This is a genomic window from Trueperaceae bacterium, assembly GCA_023954415.1.
Lineage (GTDB): Bacteria > Deinococcota > Deinococci > Deinococcales > Trueperaceae > JAAYYF01.
In genome coordinates this window covers 16,538-32,727 of the sequence record JAMLIB010000006.1, presented here as the reverse complement: position 1 = coordinate 32,727, position 16,190 = coordinate 16,538, and the positions used below count along the sequence as shown (strand labels likewise).

The window sequence follows — 16,190 nt, the reverse complement described above, 5'->3', positions numbered from 1 at the left end:
GGTGACGCCGCTAGTACTCCCTGAACCCCAGGGCGACGGGGATCAGGGTCTGCACGTCGAACGTGCGCACCGTCGGGAAGTTCGGTGGGGCAACGGCACCGTTCGCGAAGCGCAGGTCGTAGTCGTAGGTCTCGATGTAGCCTGTCCGGAGCGAACCGTTGTTGTTGATGGTGCCGCGGAACTGATCGACGGACTGGATGAGGCCGCCGAAGAGCCGCAGCTTGCCCTGAGCGGCCCGGGTGTTGTAGTTCTCCACCGTGAGCCCTCTGTTGGACCTGCCGGCCAGGTAGGAGCCCCACAGGAACAACTCGTCGGGGGTGCTGGTCGTGATCTCCACGTTGTCGTTCAACGACATCACGCCGAGCACCGTGTCTACGCTGTTCCCCGCACCCACGTTGCACCTCGGGTTGGCGGCCAGGTAGGCGCTGCTGCCCAGCGCCGCCGGGTCGCACTCGTAGACCAGGTCGCTGCGCAGCCGTATCGCGTTCACGGCCGTGATGTTCAACTCCGTCTCCAGGGCCAGGGCCGGGCGGATCTGGCTCGGTACCGGATGGTCCGGGGCGTTGCTCCCTACCGCTCCGGTCCTGCCGGGGCCGATCAGCGAATCGATCTGGCCGGTCACGTAGATCTGGCCAGTGGGGCCGCCGGACCCGACCGGCGTGGTGCCGTTCGGCAAACCCGTGTAAACGGTCGTCAAGCCGCCTGGGGTGGTGGTCACCCTGGTCTGGTTCGTAAGGTAGTTGAGCTCGATGGTCCAGGTGCGCGTACCTTGTCTGACTTGGTAGACCTGCCGGCCGTCCCTGCTGCTGCCATCGAGGAGAAGCTCGGTGACGCCGCCCTGGATGTAGATGCCGCCCGTGATGACGCCACCTGAGTTGGGGAGGTACACACCGTTCGGCAGCACGTTGCCGGCGTTGCAGACCCCGGGGCCCAGAGCCGTGCAGATCTGGGCGGCGCTCGGCGAGCTCGTTACCTCAGGGTCCAAGCCCAGCGCCGCGCGCTGCTGCGACATGGCGGAAGTGGGCAGGTCCACGGAGGGGGCACTCCGCGTGAAGCCCTTCCTGAAGTCTGGAACCGTGCAGGGCGGCCTGGAGTCTCCTCGGACGTACGTCGGGTTGCCCCCCGAGCAGGTCCCGCCGGCGTTCCAGAAGTAGGCGCCGTCAGCGGCCGTCGTCACCGTATCCATGAAGACGGGCTTGCCCCAGAACCCCCAGTTGCCGTTGGCATGCACCGGTCCGTTGAAGACCGTCCCCGTGGGAAAGAACCCGTTGTTGCCCTGGGCGTTGTCTACCAGGAACAGGTACTGGGAGAGCGAAGGTTTGCCGAGCTGGATCTCCAGTACACCGAGGTCCTCGACGCGGCGCACGCCATCAGCGGCGGTACCCGTGGACACGACGCGGTAATCGACCAGGTAGGTCTGCGAGGAGCGCGAGCGGGTGCCGCCGCGGAAGTTCTTGAACTCGTAGGCCACCTGCGCGGAGCCGATGCCGTTCAGGTTCGCCGCGGCGACGGTCTGGAACGAGGCGTTGAGCGCCGCTTGGATCCGGTTGCTCGCGTCCGTCCAGCGCGTGGAGTTGATCACCCATTGGGTCTCTGGGTTCGCGTTAACGGTCATCAGCCCGCGCAGCTCCGACCGGATGGTGGGCTGGGCGGCCACGCTCATCGCGTAGCGTCCGTACGTCTCCCCCGCCTCGGCTATGGCCCGGGCCTGCATCTGCACCACGGTGGCCCGCGCCTGCCTGAGGTCGGAGACGGACATGAACGCTAGTAGGGCGATGATCGCGGAGACGAGCACTAGCGCGATCAGCGACGTGACCAGCGCGAAACCCCGTTGCCGTGTACCGGTTCGTATCCTCATCGTCTGAACTCCACCGTCTCGGTAAGCGTGAACTCGCCCGGCGCTCCGGTCGAGGGCAGCGGCCCGGGCGTGCGCCCTGTGATCGTCACGCGGGCGGCGCGGATCTCCTCACCTATGTAGGTGTCTGTCGTGTCGCGCGGGTTCACCGTGTAACCTCCGCCCATGGCAGTTGCCGCCGCCGCCAGGTCGTCGTAGAAGACGAGCGTCGAGGCGGCGGCCGTTGGGTCTACCGGAACGCCGTACTCGAAGCGCAGCTCGGCGATGTCGAAGGCCACGATGCCGCTTTGGGCGCGCTCCGCGCTCAGGCCCGTGCGGCGGTAGAGCACCTGCCGGGACGCGTCCACCGGGTCGGGTTGGAGGCTGTAGGTTGCCAACGCCGTGCGGAACACGTAGTTCGTCGTGGACCAGATGCCGCTGATACTGTCTGCCGCGTGGCGTATGCGGTCGCGGTTGCCGCTTCCCGTCGTAGAGCAAGGCTGCGCATGGTTAGCTAGGAGTTCGACTTGCGTGATCTCGACCAACTGCGAGTTGGAGCCGTTGGAGACGATGGCCAGATCGCCCACCTGGAATTGGCGGGCATCGCAGACGTTCGTCTGCGTCACCCCGGAGAACGTGACCCCCGGATTGGCCGCGACGGTGGTCATGACCCCGTCTGTGGTAACGACCGCGATCCGATCACCGGAGCTACAAACGCCGTAAGAACACGCCGGGCTGTTCCAGAGCCGCGTGAAGGCCCCGGCGCGGATATCCTGCGATACCAGCTGCATGGCCGCGCGGACGTTCTGCTGCACCTCCACCAACTGGGTCTCACGGGCCTTCGTCCTCAAGGAGGTCGTGAGCGCGTAACCGGCGATCCCGAGGACTATCAGGGCGATGGCCGCGGAGATGAGCATCTCCACCAGCGTGAAGCCGGCTGCCTTACTGTTCGATGAGTGTCGAGACATCGAAGGTCCCCTCGGCCTGGTTGGTTCGTCGGTAGGTGGTCGCCACGTCCACCCGCCAGATGAGCGGATCCGTGGTGAAAGTGGTCGTCCTCACGCTGTACGAGAAGGGTTGCCACTCGGCGTTCAACGCCGCCGGGTTCGGGTCGGCCGCCGCAACGAACGTCGGGTCCGCGCCGAAGTCGTAATCGTACGGGTAATCCACACCCGCCGAGAACGTCGAGAAGTCCAGCGACTTCGCGCGGAACCGGTCGAGCCACACTTCGGTGGCTGCCACGGCCTGCGCCCGGATGCGGTTGTCGGCGCTGGATTGCATGGACGAGATGATGATGGGTACGGAGGCCGCGACCACCACCGTGATGATCATCAGGGCGATGAGCACCTCGACCAGCGTGAGGCCCTTCGTGCGCTCAGGCTGCCGCACGCTTCTCACCAGACCCTCGAGATGCCGCTCATGGCCGGCATGACCGACTTCGTGGTGGTGCCATCCGAAACGCGGAACGTCAGGCCCGCCGGGGAGAAGGTCGCGAAGCCGCGCGAGTCGAACTCCACCGTGTAGTTGGTGTACGGCGCCACGAACGCAACGCCGCTGCTCAGCGTCTTGGTGGCCTGCGTAACCCAGGTTGCGCCTGAGCGCCTAGCCAACGCGTACTGGCTGCCCGACAGGACCGTAAGGCGGTGGCTGTCGCCATCCTTCGTAGCCTCCGTCCGGATGCGGTTGATGTCTTGTTGCAGGGTGAAGACGGACGAATCGACCGCTTCGCGCTGCCTCAGGCCAGCGAGACCCCAGCTTGCCAGGCCCGCGAGGATGCCGAAGACGGCAAGGACTATAAAGACTTCAATCAATGTGAACCCGGCCGCGTGTTCTCGTCTCTTCATGAGACTTCGCTGCATTGAGACTTCTCCTCCCCCCGTTCAATCGTTGCGATTGCCATTCCAACGAGTCAGTTTGTGTCTCTACCATAATGGAATGCAGCGGCAGCCACGTTCACCCCCGACAAGGGGAGCGCTTGGCCCCCTCCCATGGCCTCCAAGAGCGGTTACGATTACTTCAACTTTTCGGTGCCCGAACGAAATGCACTGCTTGTAAGTCTGTGAGTAGCTGGTCCGGGCCTGGCTGCCACGCCGGGGCTACTCCCCTCTGGTAGTCAAGGCCGACTGCCCGGGGGCAGTCCCATCAATTATGGCTCTTTAGCGGTTATGGTAACCTAAAGCTTAGAGCCTATGGACGCCTTTTCTGTCATCGTTGCATTGACTCTCTTCATCGCGGCCGTAGCTCGGACGCGTTCCTGGATTCCAGTTGTTGCTTTGGTTATCTTTTTGGCCTTGGCGCTTTGTTTGGCTTCGCTTCTTGGATCCGGCCACATCTCGCCAGCCTCATTCGTGTTCGTTTACCGAGTCACTGGCCTAGCTACTCAATTGGTCTACATGTGGGCGATCTTCAACCCATTTACCTTCAGAAGCTTCTTTCACGGCGAGGGCCAGACCATAGAGTACGGCTATGGCCGCAGGAACAGCTATCCCGATAGCCAGCGCCAGCATACGAAATGGTCAAGTCGCATAGACGTAATGAGGCGTGAAGGATTCGTATTTAAGGCGGATTCCGACGATGGAGTGAGGCCAAAGGATGATTACTATCCGTAACGAATGACGCATTGCATTTCGCCTCCGATGGAACGCTAGCGCTGTAGGTAGTTAATAGTCGGCCGGAGCTACCGTAACTGGCCCTGGTCCCCAATGGTTGCCCACCCTCTCAGGTGGAGCCGTTAGGCTCCTGAGAGAGGTGTCTCGGCCAAGTAAGCGTCGGAGCAATAGTCCTGCCTTCAAATCGAAAGTGGCGTTGGAGGCGGCACCCGAGGAGCGCATCACCGCCGAGATCGCCTGCGAGTGAGGCGTGCACGCTAACCAGGTGAGCGCCTGGAAGCGGCAGTTGCTGGACGGCGCTGTGGGCGTGTTGGAGAGCCCCGCCGATATGCGCGCCGATGGGGAGGCGTTCAGCAATGATGGGACTGACCCCACCTAGTCTCCAGGGATCGTTGCAACGCTCGCTGCCGGCGCTTCTGCCGGTGCCTTCCTACTCTTACAACGCCTGCCCGCAACGAACGTAAGCCGTAGGCGTATCAGAATCAAGGTGCTTCCGATACACATGACGCATGCCTCTAAGTATGGCGATAAAGAAAGCGCCCGCCCCTCACCGGGGCGGACGCTTGAGAAATCTATCGCTACTTAGTACTGGAGGTCAGGAATCGGTCCGCCGCCCCTGGACGCTACAGTAACCGTGTAGCGCCTAGTACCAGGAGCGTACGAGATGGCGCAACTAGTGACCGCATTTGGCAACGCTGCCGCACCGCCTTCAGCAACGAGCAATGCATCGGTGCAGGTCGTAATGCCCTGAAGAGCAGTCTGGGCAGCGGGCGTAGTAGCAGCCGTATCCGCCGCAGCCAGCCACGTCACAACATTCCTCTGAAAGGCCGTCGTGGCGGTGTCATTCGCACGATTACGAGCATTGAGTAGGTTCGGAATAAGCACCGCGGCGAGGATGCCGATGATCGCGATAACGATCAGCAGCTCGATGAGGGTGAAGCCTTGCGTCTTACGGTTGCGCATGATGCGCTCCTTCCGATACGGCGTCCGGGATGATGGATGGATGATGACCCGTCCGCCTGGTTAGTACGGCACGAGCTTTGCCCGTGCTGAGAGGAGCCTAGCAAGGCATCCTTACGCAGTTCTTACATTTCCCATGAGCTGGCTGGGCGCCCTCCTGGGCTCGGGCCTAACGACCCTGCTCCACACGCCATAAATCGACGTTTGTGAGGTACCCCACAACCCTCATGAGGAGCTCGGAACCGTCCGGTCGACCCCCGGACGGCCGGTCTAGCGCCACCCCCTCGCCGCCGTGTTACCATCCCTTTCGCCCCACCGGCCCAACGCGGTGGCGACCCCCGAACCAGGTCAGGTCGGAAGAAGCAGCCTTAAGGGGTGATCGTCAGGTGCCGTTGGCAACCGGTGGGGCTTTCCCCTTCCCCACCGCTTCATCGATCTTCGAGCCTCGCTCGTACCTCGGCCAGCAGCCCGTCGCTCGCGGCCTCGATCAGGTCGAGCACGTGCTCGAAGCCTTCCGGCCCGCCCACATACGGGTCGGGCACCTCCACCTCGCGCACGCCGGGTGCGAACTCCAGGAACAGCCTCACCCGCGCCCGCTGCCCCTCACCGGGCTCCGCCCCGCCCAGCGCGCGCAGCGTGGTGTTGTAGTTGCCCTTGTCCATGACCAGTACGTAGTCGAAGCGCTCGGCGTCGTAGGTGCTCAGCTGGCGGGCGCGCAGACTCTGCATGTCGTAACCGCGCCGCGCAGCTGCCGCCACCGAGCGCGGGTCGGGCTGGTCCCCCACGTGGTAGGCGTGAGTGCCGGCCGAGTCGACCTCTACCAGGTCCGCTAGGCCGGCCTCCGTCAGCTTGGCTCGGAAGACCGCCTCCGCGGTGGGCGAGCGGCAGATGTTGCCCATGCAGACGAACAGGATCGCCAGTTTGGCGGGCGGTTGCGCCCTGGACGCGGCCATCATCGGCTGGATGGTAACCCTTCGAGCTTCTAGCCGCACCCGCACCTCCCAGCGGCCCCGAGCACGAAGCGTTCGTGGGGGCCTACCTAGGCGTCTGCCGCCAGAACTCGCGCGAGCAGGTAGCCGCAGGAGACGGAAGCCGGCCTCACGGCCGCGTCCAAGGCGGGCGGCAAGGGGGTCGAGGCGGTCACCGGGCGCGGCACGATCGTTGAAGCGGCGGGTGCGCAAGAGGAAGGGGGCGGTCGAGGCCGGCGCCGATGAGCCCGCCAAGAGGAAGTGGCGGGTGCCGCGAGCGGACAAGAAGGGAGGCTCCCTGGGGTACTGCCTACTTGACCTTGTCTTGTGTCTAGGTATAGCTTAACAGCAGCGCGCTGGCTTGCAAGCATCCCGATATGAGCGTTGCATTGCGCTTTGTCCGCCATTCGGGAAGCGGTCCTGGGCTGCTTCAGGTGAACCGCGACCTACGCGAGGTGGGCATAAAGGCGGTGCCCGAGTCTATCTGGCGTTTTGGAGCGTCGATGACATCGTGATATTCAACGCGGAGATCAAGCCACCGGGAAGCTCGGCTCCGAGCTCGGACAAGTTCCGACAAGCCCAGCGGTTGTTGCGGGACTATGCCGCCGGAACCTTGGTTGCTGAGCGCAACCATTCGTTTGGAACGGAGGATGAGCAATGAGTCTGAAATGGGATGAACGCACCTCGGGCGGCCTCCCTCAGCACGCCGACGCTCCTGAGCCCCGAGAAGACAACGACGACGATTACGATTACGATGCCGAGACGCTAGCGGTGATCAACGAAGTCAATGCCATGTTCACCTCGGAAGAGGTCGAAACCGGCATCATCAACCGGGAACTGCCGGCCGAAGGGGCGATCGCCTACGCCAGCTTCCAGGAGTTCTGGGACGATGTTTTGGTTGACTTCTTGGAAGACTCCATCGGCGAAGCGCTACGCACCATGCGCGAACGGCACGAGTTCAGCCTGAGCGACGCGGCCGAGGCCCAGGGCATCAGCCGCGCCCGCGCGCACCAGATCGAGCAGCCGAGCGCCAACCTGCGACTGGACACCATCCTGCGCGCCGCTTCCGCCTACGGCTACCACGTGCAGGTCGTGTTCACGCCGAAGGACGGGTACGGTCAAGCGGTGGTCGCCAAGCCGGCATGGGTGGATACGCCGGACGCTGAGAGTGGGACGTAGGCATGGGACGGTCTTGCCAGGGTAACACGAGATCATCTGTAGCACCTGGTGCTACGGTGTGCTACGCTAGTCGTATGCGACGGATAAGCCAACGCGAACTGCGGAACCAGAACGCCGCGGTGATGGACGAGGTGGAGCGCGGGGAGACCTTCCGCATCACCAGGCGTGGCGTCGAGGTCGCTGAGTTGCGTCCACCACCAGTTGACACGTTCGTATCGACGATCGAGCTGAGGCGACGCCTCGCCCGGTTCCCGGCCGGCGACCTTGCGCAGATGCGCCGTGAAGCAGACCAGTTCTTCGGCGATGACGATCGCGTTGGATGAACAGGCCACCGGCAGGTGAGCCGAAGGGCCTACTAGATACATCGGTCGTGATCGACTATTCCGTGATCCCAGAAGGCGCTCTTCCCCGTAGGGCGTCCATCTCCTCGATCACCTTGGCGGAGCTCTCGCAAGGTCCCCATCTCACGGACGACCCCGGCACGCGGGCGCTCCGTCTGGAGCGGCTGCAGGAGCTCGAGTCAGCGATCCCTTCGGTGATCCCCTTCGGAGCGGCCGAGGCTCGGATCTACGGGTCTCTCGTGGGCCTCGTCGTCGCTTCCGGACGTCTTCCCCGGGCTAGGCGGCTCGATCTGATGATCGCGGCCACGGCCGCGGCACACGACCTGCCGCTATACACGCGCAACGGACCGGACTTCCTCGGCCTGGAGGGCCGGGTGCGTGTCGTGGCCGTCTGAACTGGCAACGGGTGGTTGAGAGACAGACCGACGCACGCGCACCTCGGCGACACCGCTGACGCTAAGGTGCCAGCAGCTACGCGTCGGACCTAGCAGGTGAGCCGCAGGCGTTGGGGACGCTGTTGGCTGGAGTACCATGACCACACGATGAGCCCTGCCACGATGCTTGCCCAAGCCGTCACCCATACCGTGAAGGCGCTTGAGCGGTACTTCGCGGAACAGGACGACGTGGCCGTGGCGTATCTGTTTGGCTCGGCCACGAGGAACGAGCGGTGGAGGAGCAGCGACATCGACATCGGCATCGTGTTCATCGCGGCCACGGATGGGCCCAGGCGCCTGGAGCGCCGGATAGAACTAGCCCTACAGCTCGAGAAGCTACTACGTGTACCAATCGACATCGTCGACCTCGATCTCACTTCGCCGACCTTCAACCATCACGTCCTATTCAACAAGGTAGTCCTGAAGGGGAGAGGTGACCCGGCCCGCATCGCGTTCGAGGTGGCTGCGAGGCGCGCTTACTTCGACATGCTTCCGTACCAGCAGCGCTATCTGGCCGCGAGGCTGGAACGTCTGCGTCGAGGGGAGGGATCGGATGGTCGACAGGGCGCTAGTACTAGAACGGTTGAAGCTGCTAGAAGGCTACATAAGCGACTTGGAGGCAGTCCAGGCGATTAGCTTCGCGGAGTTCGAGGAGAACAAGGTCATGCGCCGGTTCGTTGAACGGACACTGCACTTGGCGATCGAGGCATGCCTCGACATCGGGTCGCATATCATCTCAGCGTCCGGCTACCGCGAACCCCTGTTTGGGCGCGAAGTCATGGATATCTTGATGGAGAACGGCTGGCTCACCAGCGAGGACAACCGCCACCTCGCCGGAATGGTGGGCTTCCGCAACATCCTCGTTCACGACTACGCGACCATCGATTTGGACATAGTGTTCCAGACCCTGCAGAATCGGGTACAGGACCTCAGGCGCTTCGGCGATGCCGTCCTAGCGCCGCTGGAACAGGGCGGCCTCATCGGCGATGACGACCGCGCCTGTTGAACGGGCAAGCGGCAGGTGAGCCGAGAGGCCGACTGCTACATCCCCCTCGGAGCTGCCGCGGTCCGGGTCTACGGGCAGGAGGTCCTCATCACCGTCCGCGGGCGCGTCAAGGCGCGGTTGGTAGCCGCCGGGCCCAGCCCAGAGGCTGGCGGCATGGCCCGTTGGGTCGATAGGCTCGCTGACTTGAGGAAGCGCCATGGCACCGGAAAGTCGTCGCCAAGCACCGAAGCGATTCTCGAGGAGTCGCGGGAGGACCGGTTCTGAAGTATTGAGGCACCTCGGCGTTGGCCGCCCTCAGGCTTTCAGCCCGGGCCGGCTCCGGTAGACGCGCGTCACGTCCGCGATCCGCCCCACGCTCTCCTTGATGAACTCGATCTCGGCCTGGTCCTTCACGTCCACGCGGAACATGATGCGCGCGCGCATGGCGCCCTGCACGTCGGCCGCCACGCGGCTGGCGCTCTTGTTCATGCCGCTGATCACGTCGAGCACGTCCTTGAGGAGGCCGGGGCGGTCGATGCCTAGCACCTCGAAATCAACGGCGAAGACCTCGCCCGCCGGCGCGTCCCACGTCACCTGCACGAAGCGGTCCTGCTCCGTGAGCATCAGGTGCTTGACGTTCGGGCAGTCCACACGGTGCACGCTGATGCCGCGGCCGCGCGTGATGTAGCCGATCACGTCGTCGCCCCGCACCGGGCTGCAGCAGCGCGCCAGGTTGGCCGGGGCGTCCAGCCCGTCCACGTACACGCCGCTCACGCTCTTCTTCGGCGCCTCGGCGGCGGGCGAGGGGCGGCGCTCCTTCACGAGGTCTGGCACGAGCGCCTCGACGACGGCCTTGGCCGACACGCGGCTGGCGTCTATCGCCAGGAGGAGCTCGTCGACGCTCTCGGCGTTGATGAGCTGCTTGGCGACCTCCTCGAGCTTGGCGCGCGACGTCAGCTTCGCCACCGGCAGGCTGCGCCGCCGCAGCGCACGCTCCAGCGAGCGCCTGCCGCTGTCGAGCTGCATGGTGCGCGCCTGCGCGCGGAAGTAGTGCTTGATCTTCTGCTTGGCCCCGCGCGTCACTACGATGTTGAGCCAGTCCTGGCTCGGCCCGTACTGGCTGGAGCGGTTGGTGAGGACCTCCACACGGTCGCCGGTGGCGAGCTCGTGGTTGAGCGGCACGATCTCGCCGTTCACGCGCGCCCCGATGCACCGGTGCCCGATCTCCGTGTGCACGTGGTACGCGAAGTCGATGGGCGTGGAGCCGCGCGGTAGGTTAACCACGTCGCCCGCCGGGGTGAAGACGAGCACGCGCTCGCTGAGGAGGTCGGTCTTCACGGCGTCGACGAACGCGTCGGCGTCCTCGGAGCTCGTGTCGACCTCGAGGAGCTGCTTCATCCAGTCGAGGCGCTTCTGGATCTCGGCGGTCTCCTCCACTCCCTCCTTGTAAGCCCAGTGCGCCGCCACCCCGAACTCGGCCACCTCGTGCATGTGCCGCGTGCGGATCTGGACCTCGATGGGCTGGCCCAGGAGGCCGATCACCGTCGTGTGGAGGCTCTGGTAGCCGTTGGGCTTCGGCACCGCGACGTAGTCCTTGAAGCGCCCGGGGATGGGCGTCCAGAGCGAGTGGACGATGCCGAGGGCCCGGTAGCACACGGCCTTCTCGGCCTCCTCGTTGGGCAGCGCCTGGTCGCCCTCGCCCGGGTCGAGCACGGCCCGGATGGCCATGAGGTCGAAGATCTGGTCCAGGTTGCGGTGGTCGCGGAGCATCTTGCGGTGGATGCTGTACAGGTGCTTGCTGCGGCCGGAGAGCTCGAACTTGAGGCCCTCCTGCCGCAGGCGCTCCTCGAGGAGCTTGATGCTCTTCTTGACGTACGCCTCGCGCTCGGACTGGCGCATGCGCACCTGCCGCTGCAGTTGCAAGTAGCGCTCGGGCTCGAGGTAGCGGAAGGCGATGTCCTCCAGCTCGTTCTTGATGTGGTTGATGCCGAGGCGGTTCGCGAGCGGCGCGAAGATCTCGATGGTCTCCTCGCTGATCGAGAGCTGCTTGTGCGGCGGCATGAAGCGCAGCGTCCGCATGTTGTGCAGCCGGTCGGCGAGCTTGACGAGGATGATGCGCACGTCGCTCGTCATCGCGAGGAGCATCTGCCGCAGGTTCTCGGCCTGCTCGTTCTCGTACACGCGCACGGCGAGCTTGCTGATCTTCGTCTCGCCCTCGACGATGCGCCTGACCGTCTCCCCGAACCGCTCCTCGATCGCCTCGAAGGTGGCGCTCGTGTCCTCGACCGTGTCGTGCAGAAGCCCGGCCATCAGGGCGCTGATGTCGAGGTTCATCTCGGCGAGGATCTCCGTGACGGCGACGGGGTGGTTGATGAACGGCTCACCCGAGCGCCGCAGCATGCCGCGGTGGTGCTCCTCGGCGAACGCGTACGCCTCGGCCAGCTTGGCGGCGTCCGGCTTGGACAGGTAGCTCGTGGCGTTCAGGAGGCTCTTGGGCACGGTCGGTCCGACCGTCCTGCTTCGCTCTGGCTCCTCAGCCGGCGCGGCGCTACCGCCCCTGTGGCCGCCGGCCGAGGCTAGTGAGCCCGGTGCGTCGTCGGCTTGCTCGGAGGCGGCGTTCTCGGGGCCCATCAGGGTGTCGAGGTTACCACTCGCGGCGCTCACGGCATGGCTTCCGCCGTGGCGACCGCCGAGCCCGCGGGCGTTGGCCCCGGGTCACCGCACGCGCCGCGCCAGCAGCACCAGGCCGAGGCCCGCGAACACCAGGTTGCCGAGCCACGCCCCCAGCCACACGGGCAGTTGGCCCGTCTGCGCGAAGAGCTGGCCGAACGTGTAGAAGAGGTACCACAGGAGCGTCACCACGAGGCTCAGGCCGAACGCCACGCCGCGCGTGCGCGCGTAGGTCAGGCTGAGCGGCACGGCCACGAGCAGCAGCGCGAGGTTCGTGAACGGCTCGGCCAGCTTGCGGTGCATCAGGGCGGCCGACCGGCGCCGCTCCGTGGCAGAGGCGGCCGCGCGGTGCGAGTCCTCCCACAACTGCGTTATGGAGCGGTAGTCCTCGAAGCCGCCCGCGCCGAAGCGCGTCACGAGCTCGTCCAAGGTCACGCTCGTCGTGAGCGTGAGGGCGGAGCTCGGGTCGGCCGGCACGTTGCGCAGGCGTATCAAGCGCGCGAGCGCGGCCGCAGGGTCGCCCGTGGCATCGTCCAACGCCGAGAGGTCGAAGCCGTCTATCCGGTAACCGGTCAGCACGAGGTTCACGCCCTCGAAACGCCCCTCGTCGGCCCGCAGCAGGGTAAGGGTGTCGCCGTCCCAGCGCTCGATCCTCACGTCGCGCATGAGAGTGCCGCGCTCGGCCGCCGCCGCGAAGTGCAACGTGAAGTCGTCGACCGGCAGGGCCTGCTGCGCCAAGCGGAACAGACCGGTCTGTCCGGAGGTGAGCTCCCAGTACTGCCGTGTGACCATGGTGTTCGTCACCGGCAGCACCCACTGGTTGATGGCGAGCACGGCCAACGCGCACACCATGCCGAGCCCGACGAACACCCCCGCCACGCGGCGGACGGGCACAGCTCCGGCCTGCAGGGCCAGGAGCTCGTTCTCACTCGCCAAGCGGCCGAACGCCAGCAGCACCGCCAGCACGAGGGCGATGGGGAGCGTCTGTACGAGCGCCTGCGGGAGCTGAACGAGCAGCCACACCCCCAGCTCCAGCACTGGGGCGCCCACGATCCATTGCAAGCGCGGGATGGTCACGCTCACCACCGCGAGGCTCGCGTAGAGCACCAGGCCGAAGAGGAAGGGCGGGAGGCTCTCCCTCAACAGGTAGCGGTCTATGCGGGAGAGGAACGTCCTCATGGCGTGCCGGGCATGATACCCGGGTCCGTCCCGGCATCGTCGCCCGGGTCGAGGGGGTCGATGCCTGTCGAAGCATCGTTGCCCTCGCCGTCCTCGACGGGCGCCGGCTGCGTAGGCGTGGCCGTGCCGCCGGCGCCGCCGGGGCGCCGCTCGAGGTCGACGGCGATCGAGGCCCCCCAAGCACCGCGCGTGTTGAGCGCGCCCAACGTGAACGACCCGCAGCAGGTTATGAACGTGGCGTCGAGACCGTAGCCGCTCAGCTTGGGCGAGCCGCCGCCGAGCAGGCCGACGAGATCGACCGCCACGAACGGCCGCAGCTCGACGGACTCGAACGCGAGCGGCACGCCGGCGCGCAACTCCAGGCGCTCCAGGCCGCTGGAGGCGGCGAGCAACCCGTACTGGGCGTTGAGGCCGAGCTCCAGCGAGCCGTACGGCGCCCCGGCGGCGAGCACGGGCCAGCCGTGACGCATGGCGCTCAGGTCGACCTCGACGAAGGCAGGCACGTCGGTAAGCGCGTTGACGAGGCCGGCCGTCTCGACGGTGGCGGCCAGGCCGACGGTCCACGGCTCGGCAGCGAGCGACAGGCTGCCCGTGCCCCTGAGGCGCTTGAAGCCGACGGGCAGGCTCGGCGTGGCGAACGCGTCGTACGTGACGGAGAACGCCAACCTGCCGCTCAGCGGCCCGGCGATGCCGCCCTGCACGGCCAGGCTGCCGGTAGCCCGCTGCAGCGCCGTGAGGCCGTCGACGGCCGTGCCGAACGGAGAGGCGGCGTTCGTGAAGCGCGCATCGTAACCGAGGCTCGCGGTGACCGGCCCCGTGCTCAACCGCCAGGTCGGGGCGACGCGCAGGCCCCACTGCGTCGCGGAACCCACCGTCACGCTCTCGCCCCAGACGTAGGGGTAACGCGTGACCTGCGCGCGGGCCTCGACGCCGAACGTGCCGAGCGGCACCCCCCCGGCCCGCACCGGGCCGGTGCCGGCCGTTAAGGTCGTGCTCACACCGAGCCGCGCGCCGGCCACCTCGGGCTGGCTGGCGCCCGCATGCTCGGTGAGGGCGGTGATGGCCGCGAAGGCCTCGGCCGCCACCGCACCGTTCAAGGCGGGCACCGGCAAGCTCGCTTCGAGCCCGACGCGCCCCTCGTGCCTGGCCCTGCGCGCCGGCGCCGCGCCGCTGCGGGCGCTCACCGCCAGGGTCAACCAGGGCTCGAGCGGCGTGCTCACGCCGACGTCGAGGTACGGGGCGCCGGCCTCCAACCCGACGGTGCCCCGCACGCGCCCGCCGTCCGCGGCGGCGCGCAGGAGGGCGACCGGCGCCGTCTGCCCGGGCCGGTTGACGCCCGTGGCGCCTAGCTCGAGCGTCACGCCGTCCGCGAGCGGGATGCCGACCACGCGCACGCTCAGCCCCTCCCCGCGCTGCGCGGGGCTGGTGGAGCTCGCCTCCACGTTGGCCACCTTGACGGGGAACTCGAAGTCGGCGAAGGTCCTGTCGTTCACGTCGACCTCGTCGCGCAGCGGGATGCGGAGGTTGCCGACGCGCAACAGACCCTCCTTCAGGTGCACCGCGCGCCCGTCAAGATCGATGGTCGCCACCCTGCTCTCCACGGCGAACGGTGGCGGCTCAGGGCCGATGCAGGTCGTGACGCCGGCGCCCTCCACCTGCAGCACCGCGCCCTGCAGCGTGGCGAGCTGGCCCGTGACGGCGAAGGAACTGCCCGTGAACACCAGGTCTGCGAGGGTGAACGCGCCCGTGGCCAGTTCGATGTCCAGTTGGCCCGCGCTCCCGCCGACGTCCGGCCCGGTGAAGCGCGCGCCCGTCAACGTCAGGTGTTCGACGTTCGCAACGAGGTCCTCACCCGACATGCGCCAACCCTCCATGTACAAGGTCGGCTGGGCGGCCTGGATGAAGATGTCGGTGCTCAGCTTGCCGACGTGGACGCGGTCGGCGAGGACCGTCCACTCACCCCCGACGGCCGTTACGCACACGCCGCCGTAGAACTCGGCCGTGTCCGCCGCCGCGTTGCTGCTGAACTGCTGGTAATAGACGGCCAGGAAACCCGGCAGGGTGATGGAGGCGGTGCGCGGCCCGCGAGAGCACTGTGCGCTCGCCACCCCGGCGACGCCGAGGAGCAGCAGGGCGACGGCCAGCCGGGCGAGCATGGAGCGCGCCCCGCGCCGTCGCGCCGCCACGGGGCGTGACGCGTGCTGTTGTGCGGGCGCCGGGCGAGGCTTCACCCTGGAATCATGACCCGTCGAGGGGTCAGAGGTACGGTGCGAACCGCTCCAGCAACTCGGGGGCCGGTTCCGTGGCCGCGTCGTAGGCCGCCTCGCCGGCTTCCTTGACGACCAGGCGCAGGGCGAGCACGCCGCCACCTTCTGGCGACTGCAACGCGAAGACGCCGCCCTCGAACGTGTACTCGCCGTCCAGGAGCACGTCGCCGCTCGCCACGTCGAGGAGCACCCGCTCGGACTGGAAGCGCGGGTTGCTGCCCGTGACGCCACCGGCGAAGACGGCGACCTGACCGGCCGCGTGATAGGTGAGCTCGGCAGCGTTCACGGTCAGGGCCTCACGGGTGAGGCTCAGACCCCCGGTGGCCGTGAGCACGCCAGCCACCAGGTCTATGCGCAGCTCCTCGGCGTCGACCTCCCCGAAGGTGCCGGCCACGCGGACGCCCCAGGCCTCCACGTACACCCCGGCGAGGTAGACGATCCGCTGCGCCTCGAGCGCGACGCCCGTGTCCTGGTCGACGATGCTGCCCCCGTCGGGGAGGGTCGTGATCCCGGTGGTCATGTCGTACTGCTGGGCGCCGGCGGGCGTGACGGTAAGGGCCGCGAACGGGGCCGCGGCCACCGCCGTGGCGACGAGCATGGCCGCGAGGACCGCGGACAGTGCATGGGCGAGCTTGCGTGGGGAGGATCGAAGCGCTCGCATGCCGGAGTCTACAGATCGACCCATTAGAAGCCCGCTCCAGCGCCTTAAGGGAGCGTTCACACGCCGGCCGACCGTTCACGCAGGCGCCACGTCGGCCAAGCCG

The 16,190-nt window shown here is 66.7% G+C and carries 15 protein-coding genes and 1 other RNA gene; 6 read left to right on the top strand and 10 right to left on the bottom strand.

Going from position 1 to position 16,190, the window contains the following annotated elements; genetic code table 11:
- Positions 1 to 10: 10 nt before the first annotated feature.
- The 5 genes from M9914_08780 to M9914_08760 form a co-directional block, all read right to left on the bottom strand.
- A complete protein-coding gene (locus tag M9914_08780) occupies positions 11 to 1,858 on the bottom strand; it encodes a DUF4900 domain-containing protein (protein ID MCO5174274.1) in 1,848 nt (615 codons plus the stop codon).
- Positions 1,855 to 2,802 (bottom strand): prepilin-type N-terminal cleavage/methylation domain-containing protein, encoded by a 948-nt coding sequence (locus M9914_08775; protein MCO5174273.1) that lies wholly within the window; start codon positions 2,800 to 2,802, stop codon positions 1,855 to 1,857. Before M9914_08775 ends, M9914_08780 begins: the two co-directional genes overlap by 4 nt.
- Positions 2,777 to 3,232 carry a prepilin-type N-terminal cleavage/methylation domain-containing protein gene (locus tag M9914_08770; GenBank protein ID MCO5174272.1) on the bottom strand — a complete coding sequence of 152 codons (456 nt, stop codon included), beginning with the start codon at positions 3,230 to 3,232 and terminating at the stop codon, positions 2,777 to 2,779. Before M9914_08770 ends, M9914_08775 begins: the two co-directional genes overlap by 26 nt.
- Positions 3,229 to 3,678 carry a prepilin-type N-terminal cleavage/methylation domain-containing protein gene (locus M9914_08765; protein MCO5174271.1) on the bottom strand — a complete coding sequence of 150 codons (450 nt, stop codon included), beginning with the start codon at positions 3,676 to 3,678 and terminating at the stop codon, positions 3,229 to 3,231. Before M9914_08765 ends, M9914_08770 begins: the two co-directional genes overlap by 4 nt.
- A gap of 1,347 nt (positions 3,679 to 5,025) precedes the next feature.
- Positions 5,026 to 5,406 (bottom strand): prepilin-type N-terminal cleavage/methylation domain-containing protein, encoded by a 381-nt coding sequence (locus M9914_08760; GenBank protein MCO5174270.1) that lies wholly within the window; start codon positions 5,404 to 5,406, stop codon positions 5,026 to 5,028.
- 309 nt (positions 5,407 to 5,715) lie between these two features.
- On the opposite strand from M9914_08760, the gene ffs reads away from it, so the two are divergent.
- An RNA gene (gene ffs / locus M9914_08755) (signal recognition particle sRNA small type) lies at positions 5,716 to 5,812 on the top strand.
- 19 nt (positions 5,813 to 5,831) lie between these two features.
- On the opposite strand, the gene M9914_08750 is transcribed toward ffs, so the two are convergent.
- Entirely contained in the window at positions 5,832 to 6,359 is a 528-nt protein-coding gene (locus tag M9914_08750; GenBank protein MCO5174269.1) for a low molecular weight phosphotyrosine protein phosphatase, read from the bottom strand.
- A 669-nt stretch (positions 6,360 to 7,028) separates the two neighbouring features.
- Here M9914_08750 and M9914_08745 point away from each other — a divergent pair.
- The 5 genes from M9914_08745 to M9914_08725 all read left to right on the top strand — a co-directional run bounded on the left by M9914_08745 (position 7,029) and on the right by M9914_08725 (position 9,331).
- Positions 7,029 to 7,550 (top strand): helix-turn-helix domain-containing protein, encoded by a 522-nt coding sequence (locus tag M9914_08745; GenBank protein MCO5174268.1) that lies wholly within the window; start codon positions 7,029 to 7,031, stop codon positions 7,548 to 7,550.
- A 74-nt stretch (positions 7,551 to 7,624) separates the two neighbouring features.
- The gene (locus tag M9914_08740) at positions 7,625 to 7,873 is read left to right on the top strand and encodes a type II toxin-antitoxin system Phd/YefM family antitoxin (protein ID MCO5174267.1); all 249 of its coding nucleotides are present in this window, start codon (positions 7,625 to 7,627) and stop codon (positions 7,871 to 7,873) included.
- A gap of 62 nt (positions 7,874 to 7,935) precedes the next feature.
- Complete coding sequence (locus tag M9914_08735; GenBank protein MCO5174266.1) at positions 7,936 to 8,286, top strand: hypothetical protein; 351 nt, start codon at positions 7,936 to 7,938, stop codon at positions 8,284 to 8,286.
- A gap of 147 nt (positions 8,287 to 8,433) precedes the next feature.
- Positions 8,434 to 8,961, top strand: coding sequence for a nucleotidyltransferase domain-containing protein (locus tag M9914_08730; protein ID MCO5174265.1), 528 nt, complete (start codon positions 8,434 to 8,436; stop codon positions 8,959 to 8,961).
- A complete protein-coding gene (locus M9914_08725; GenBank protein MCO5174264.1) occupies positions 8,939 to 9,331 on the top strand; it encodes a DUF86 domain-containing protein in 393 nt (130 codons plus the stop codon). Before M9914_08730 ends, M9914_08725 begins: the two co-directional genes overlap by 23 nt.
- 294 nt (positions 9,332 to 9,625) lie before the next feature.
- On the opposite strand, the gene M9914_08720 is transcribed toward M9914_08725, so the two are convergent.
- From M9914_08720 to M9914_08705, 4 genes are read right to left on the bottom strand one after another with little or no spacing between them, the layout of a single operon-like run.
- Positions 9,626 to 11,974 carry a bifunctional (p)ppGpp synthetase/guanosine-3',5'-bis(diphosphate) 3'-pyrophosphohydrolase gene (locus M9914_08720; protein MCO5174263.1) on the bottom strand — a complete coding sequence of 783 codons (2,349 nt, stop codon included), beginning with the start codon at positions 11,972 to 11,974 and terminating at the stop codon, positions 9,626 to 9,628.
- Positions 11,975 to 12,025: 51 nt separating this feature from the next.
- A complete protein-coding gene (locus M9914_08715) occupies positions 12,026 to 13,159 on the bottom strand; it encodes an LptF/LptG family permease (protein ID MCO5174262.1) in 1,134 nt (377 codons plus the stop codon).
- Positions 13,156 to 15,390, bottom strand: coding sequence for a hypothetical protein (locus M9914_08710; protein ID MCO5174261.1), 2,235 nt, complete (start codon positions 15,388 to 15,390; stop codon positions 13,156 to 13,158). The genes M9914_08715 and M9914_08710 overlap by 4 nt, the downstream gene beginning before the upstream one ends.
- A gap of 25 nt (positions 15,391 to 15,415) precedes the next feature.
- A complete protein-coding gene (locus M9914_08705; protein ID MCO5174260.1) occupies positions 15,416 to 16,087 on the bottom strand; it encodes a hypothetical protein in 672 nt (223 codons plus the stop codon).
- Positions 16,088 to 16,190 lie beyond the last annotated feature (103 nt).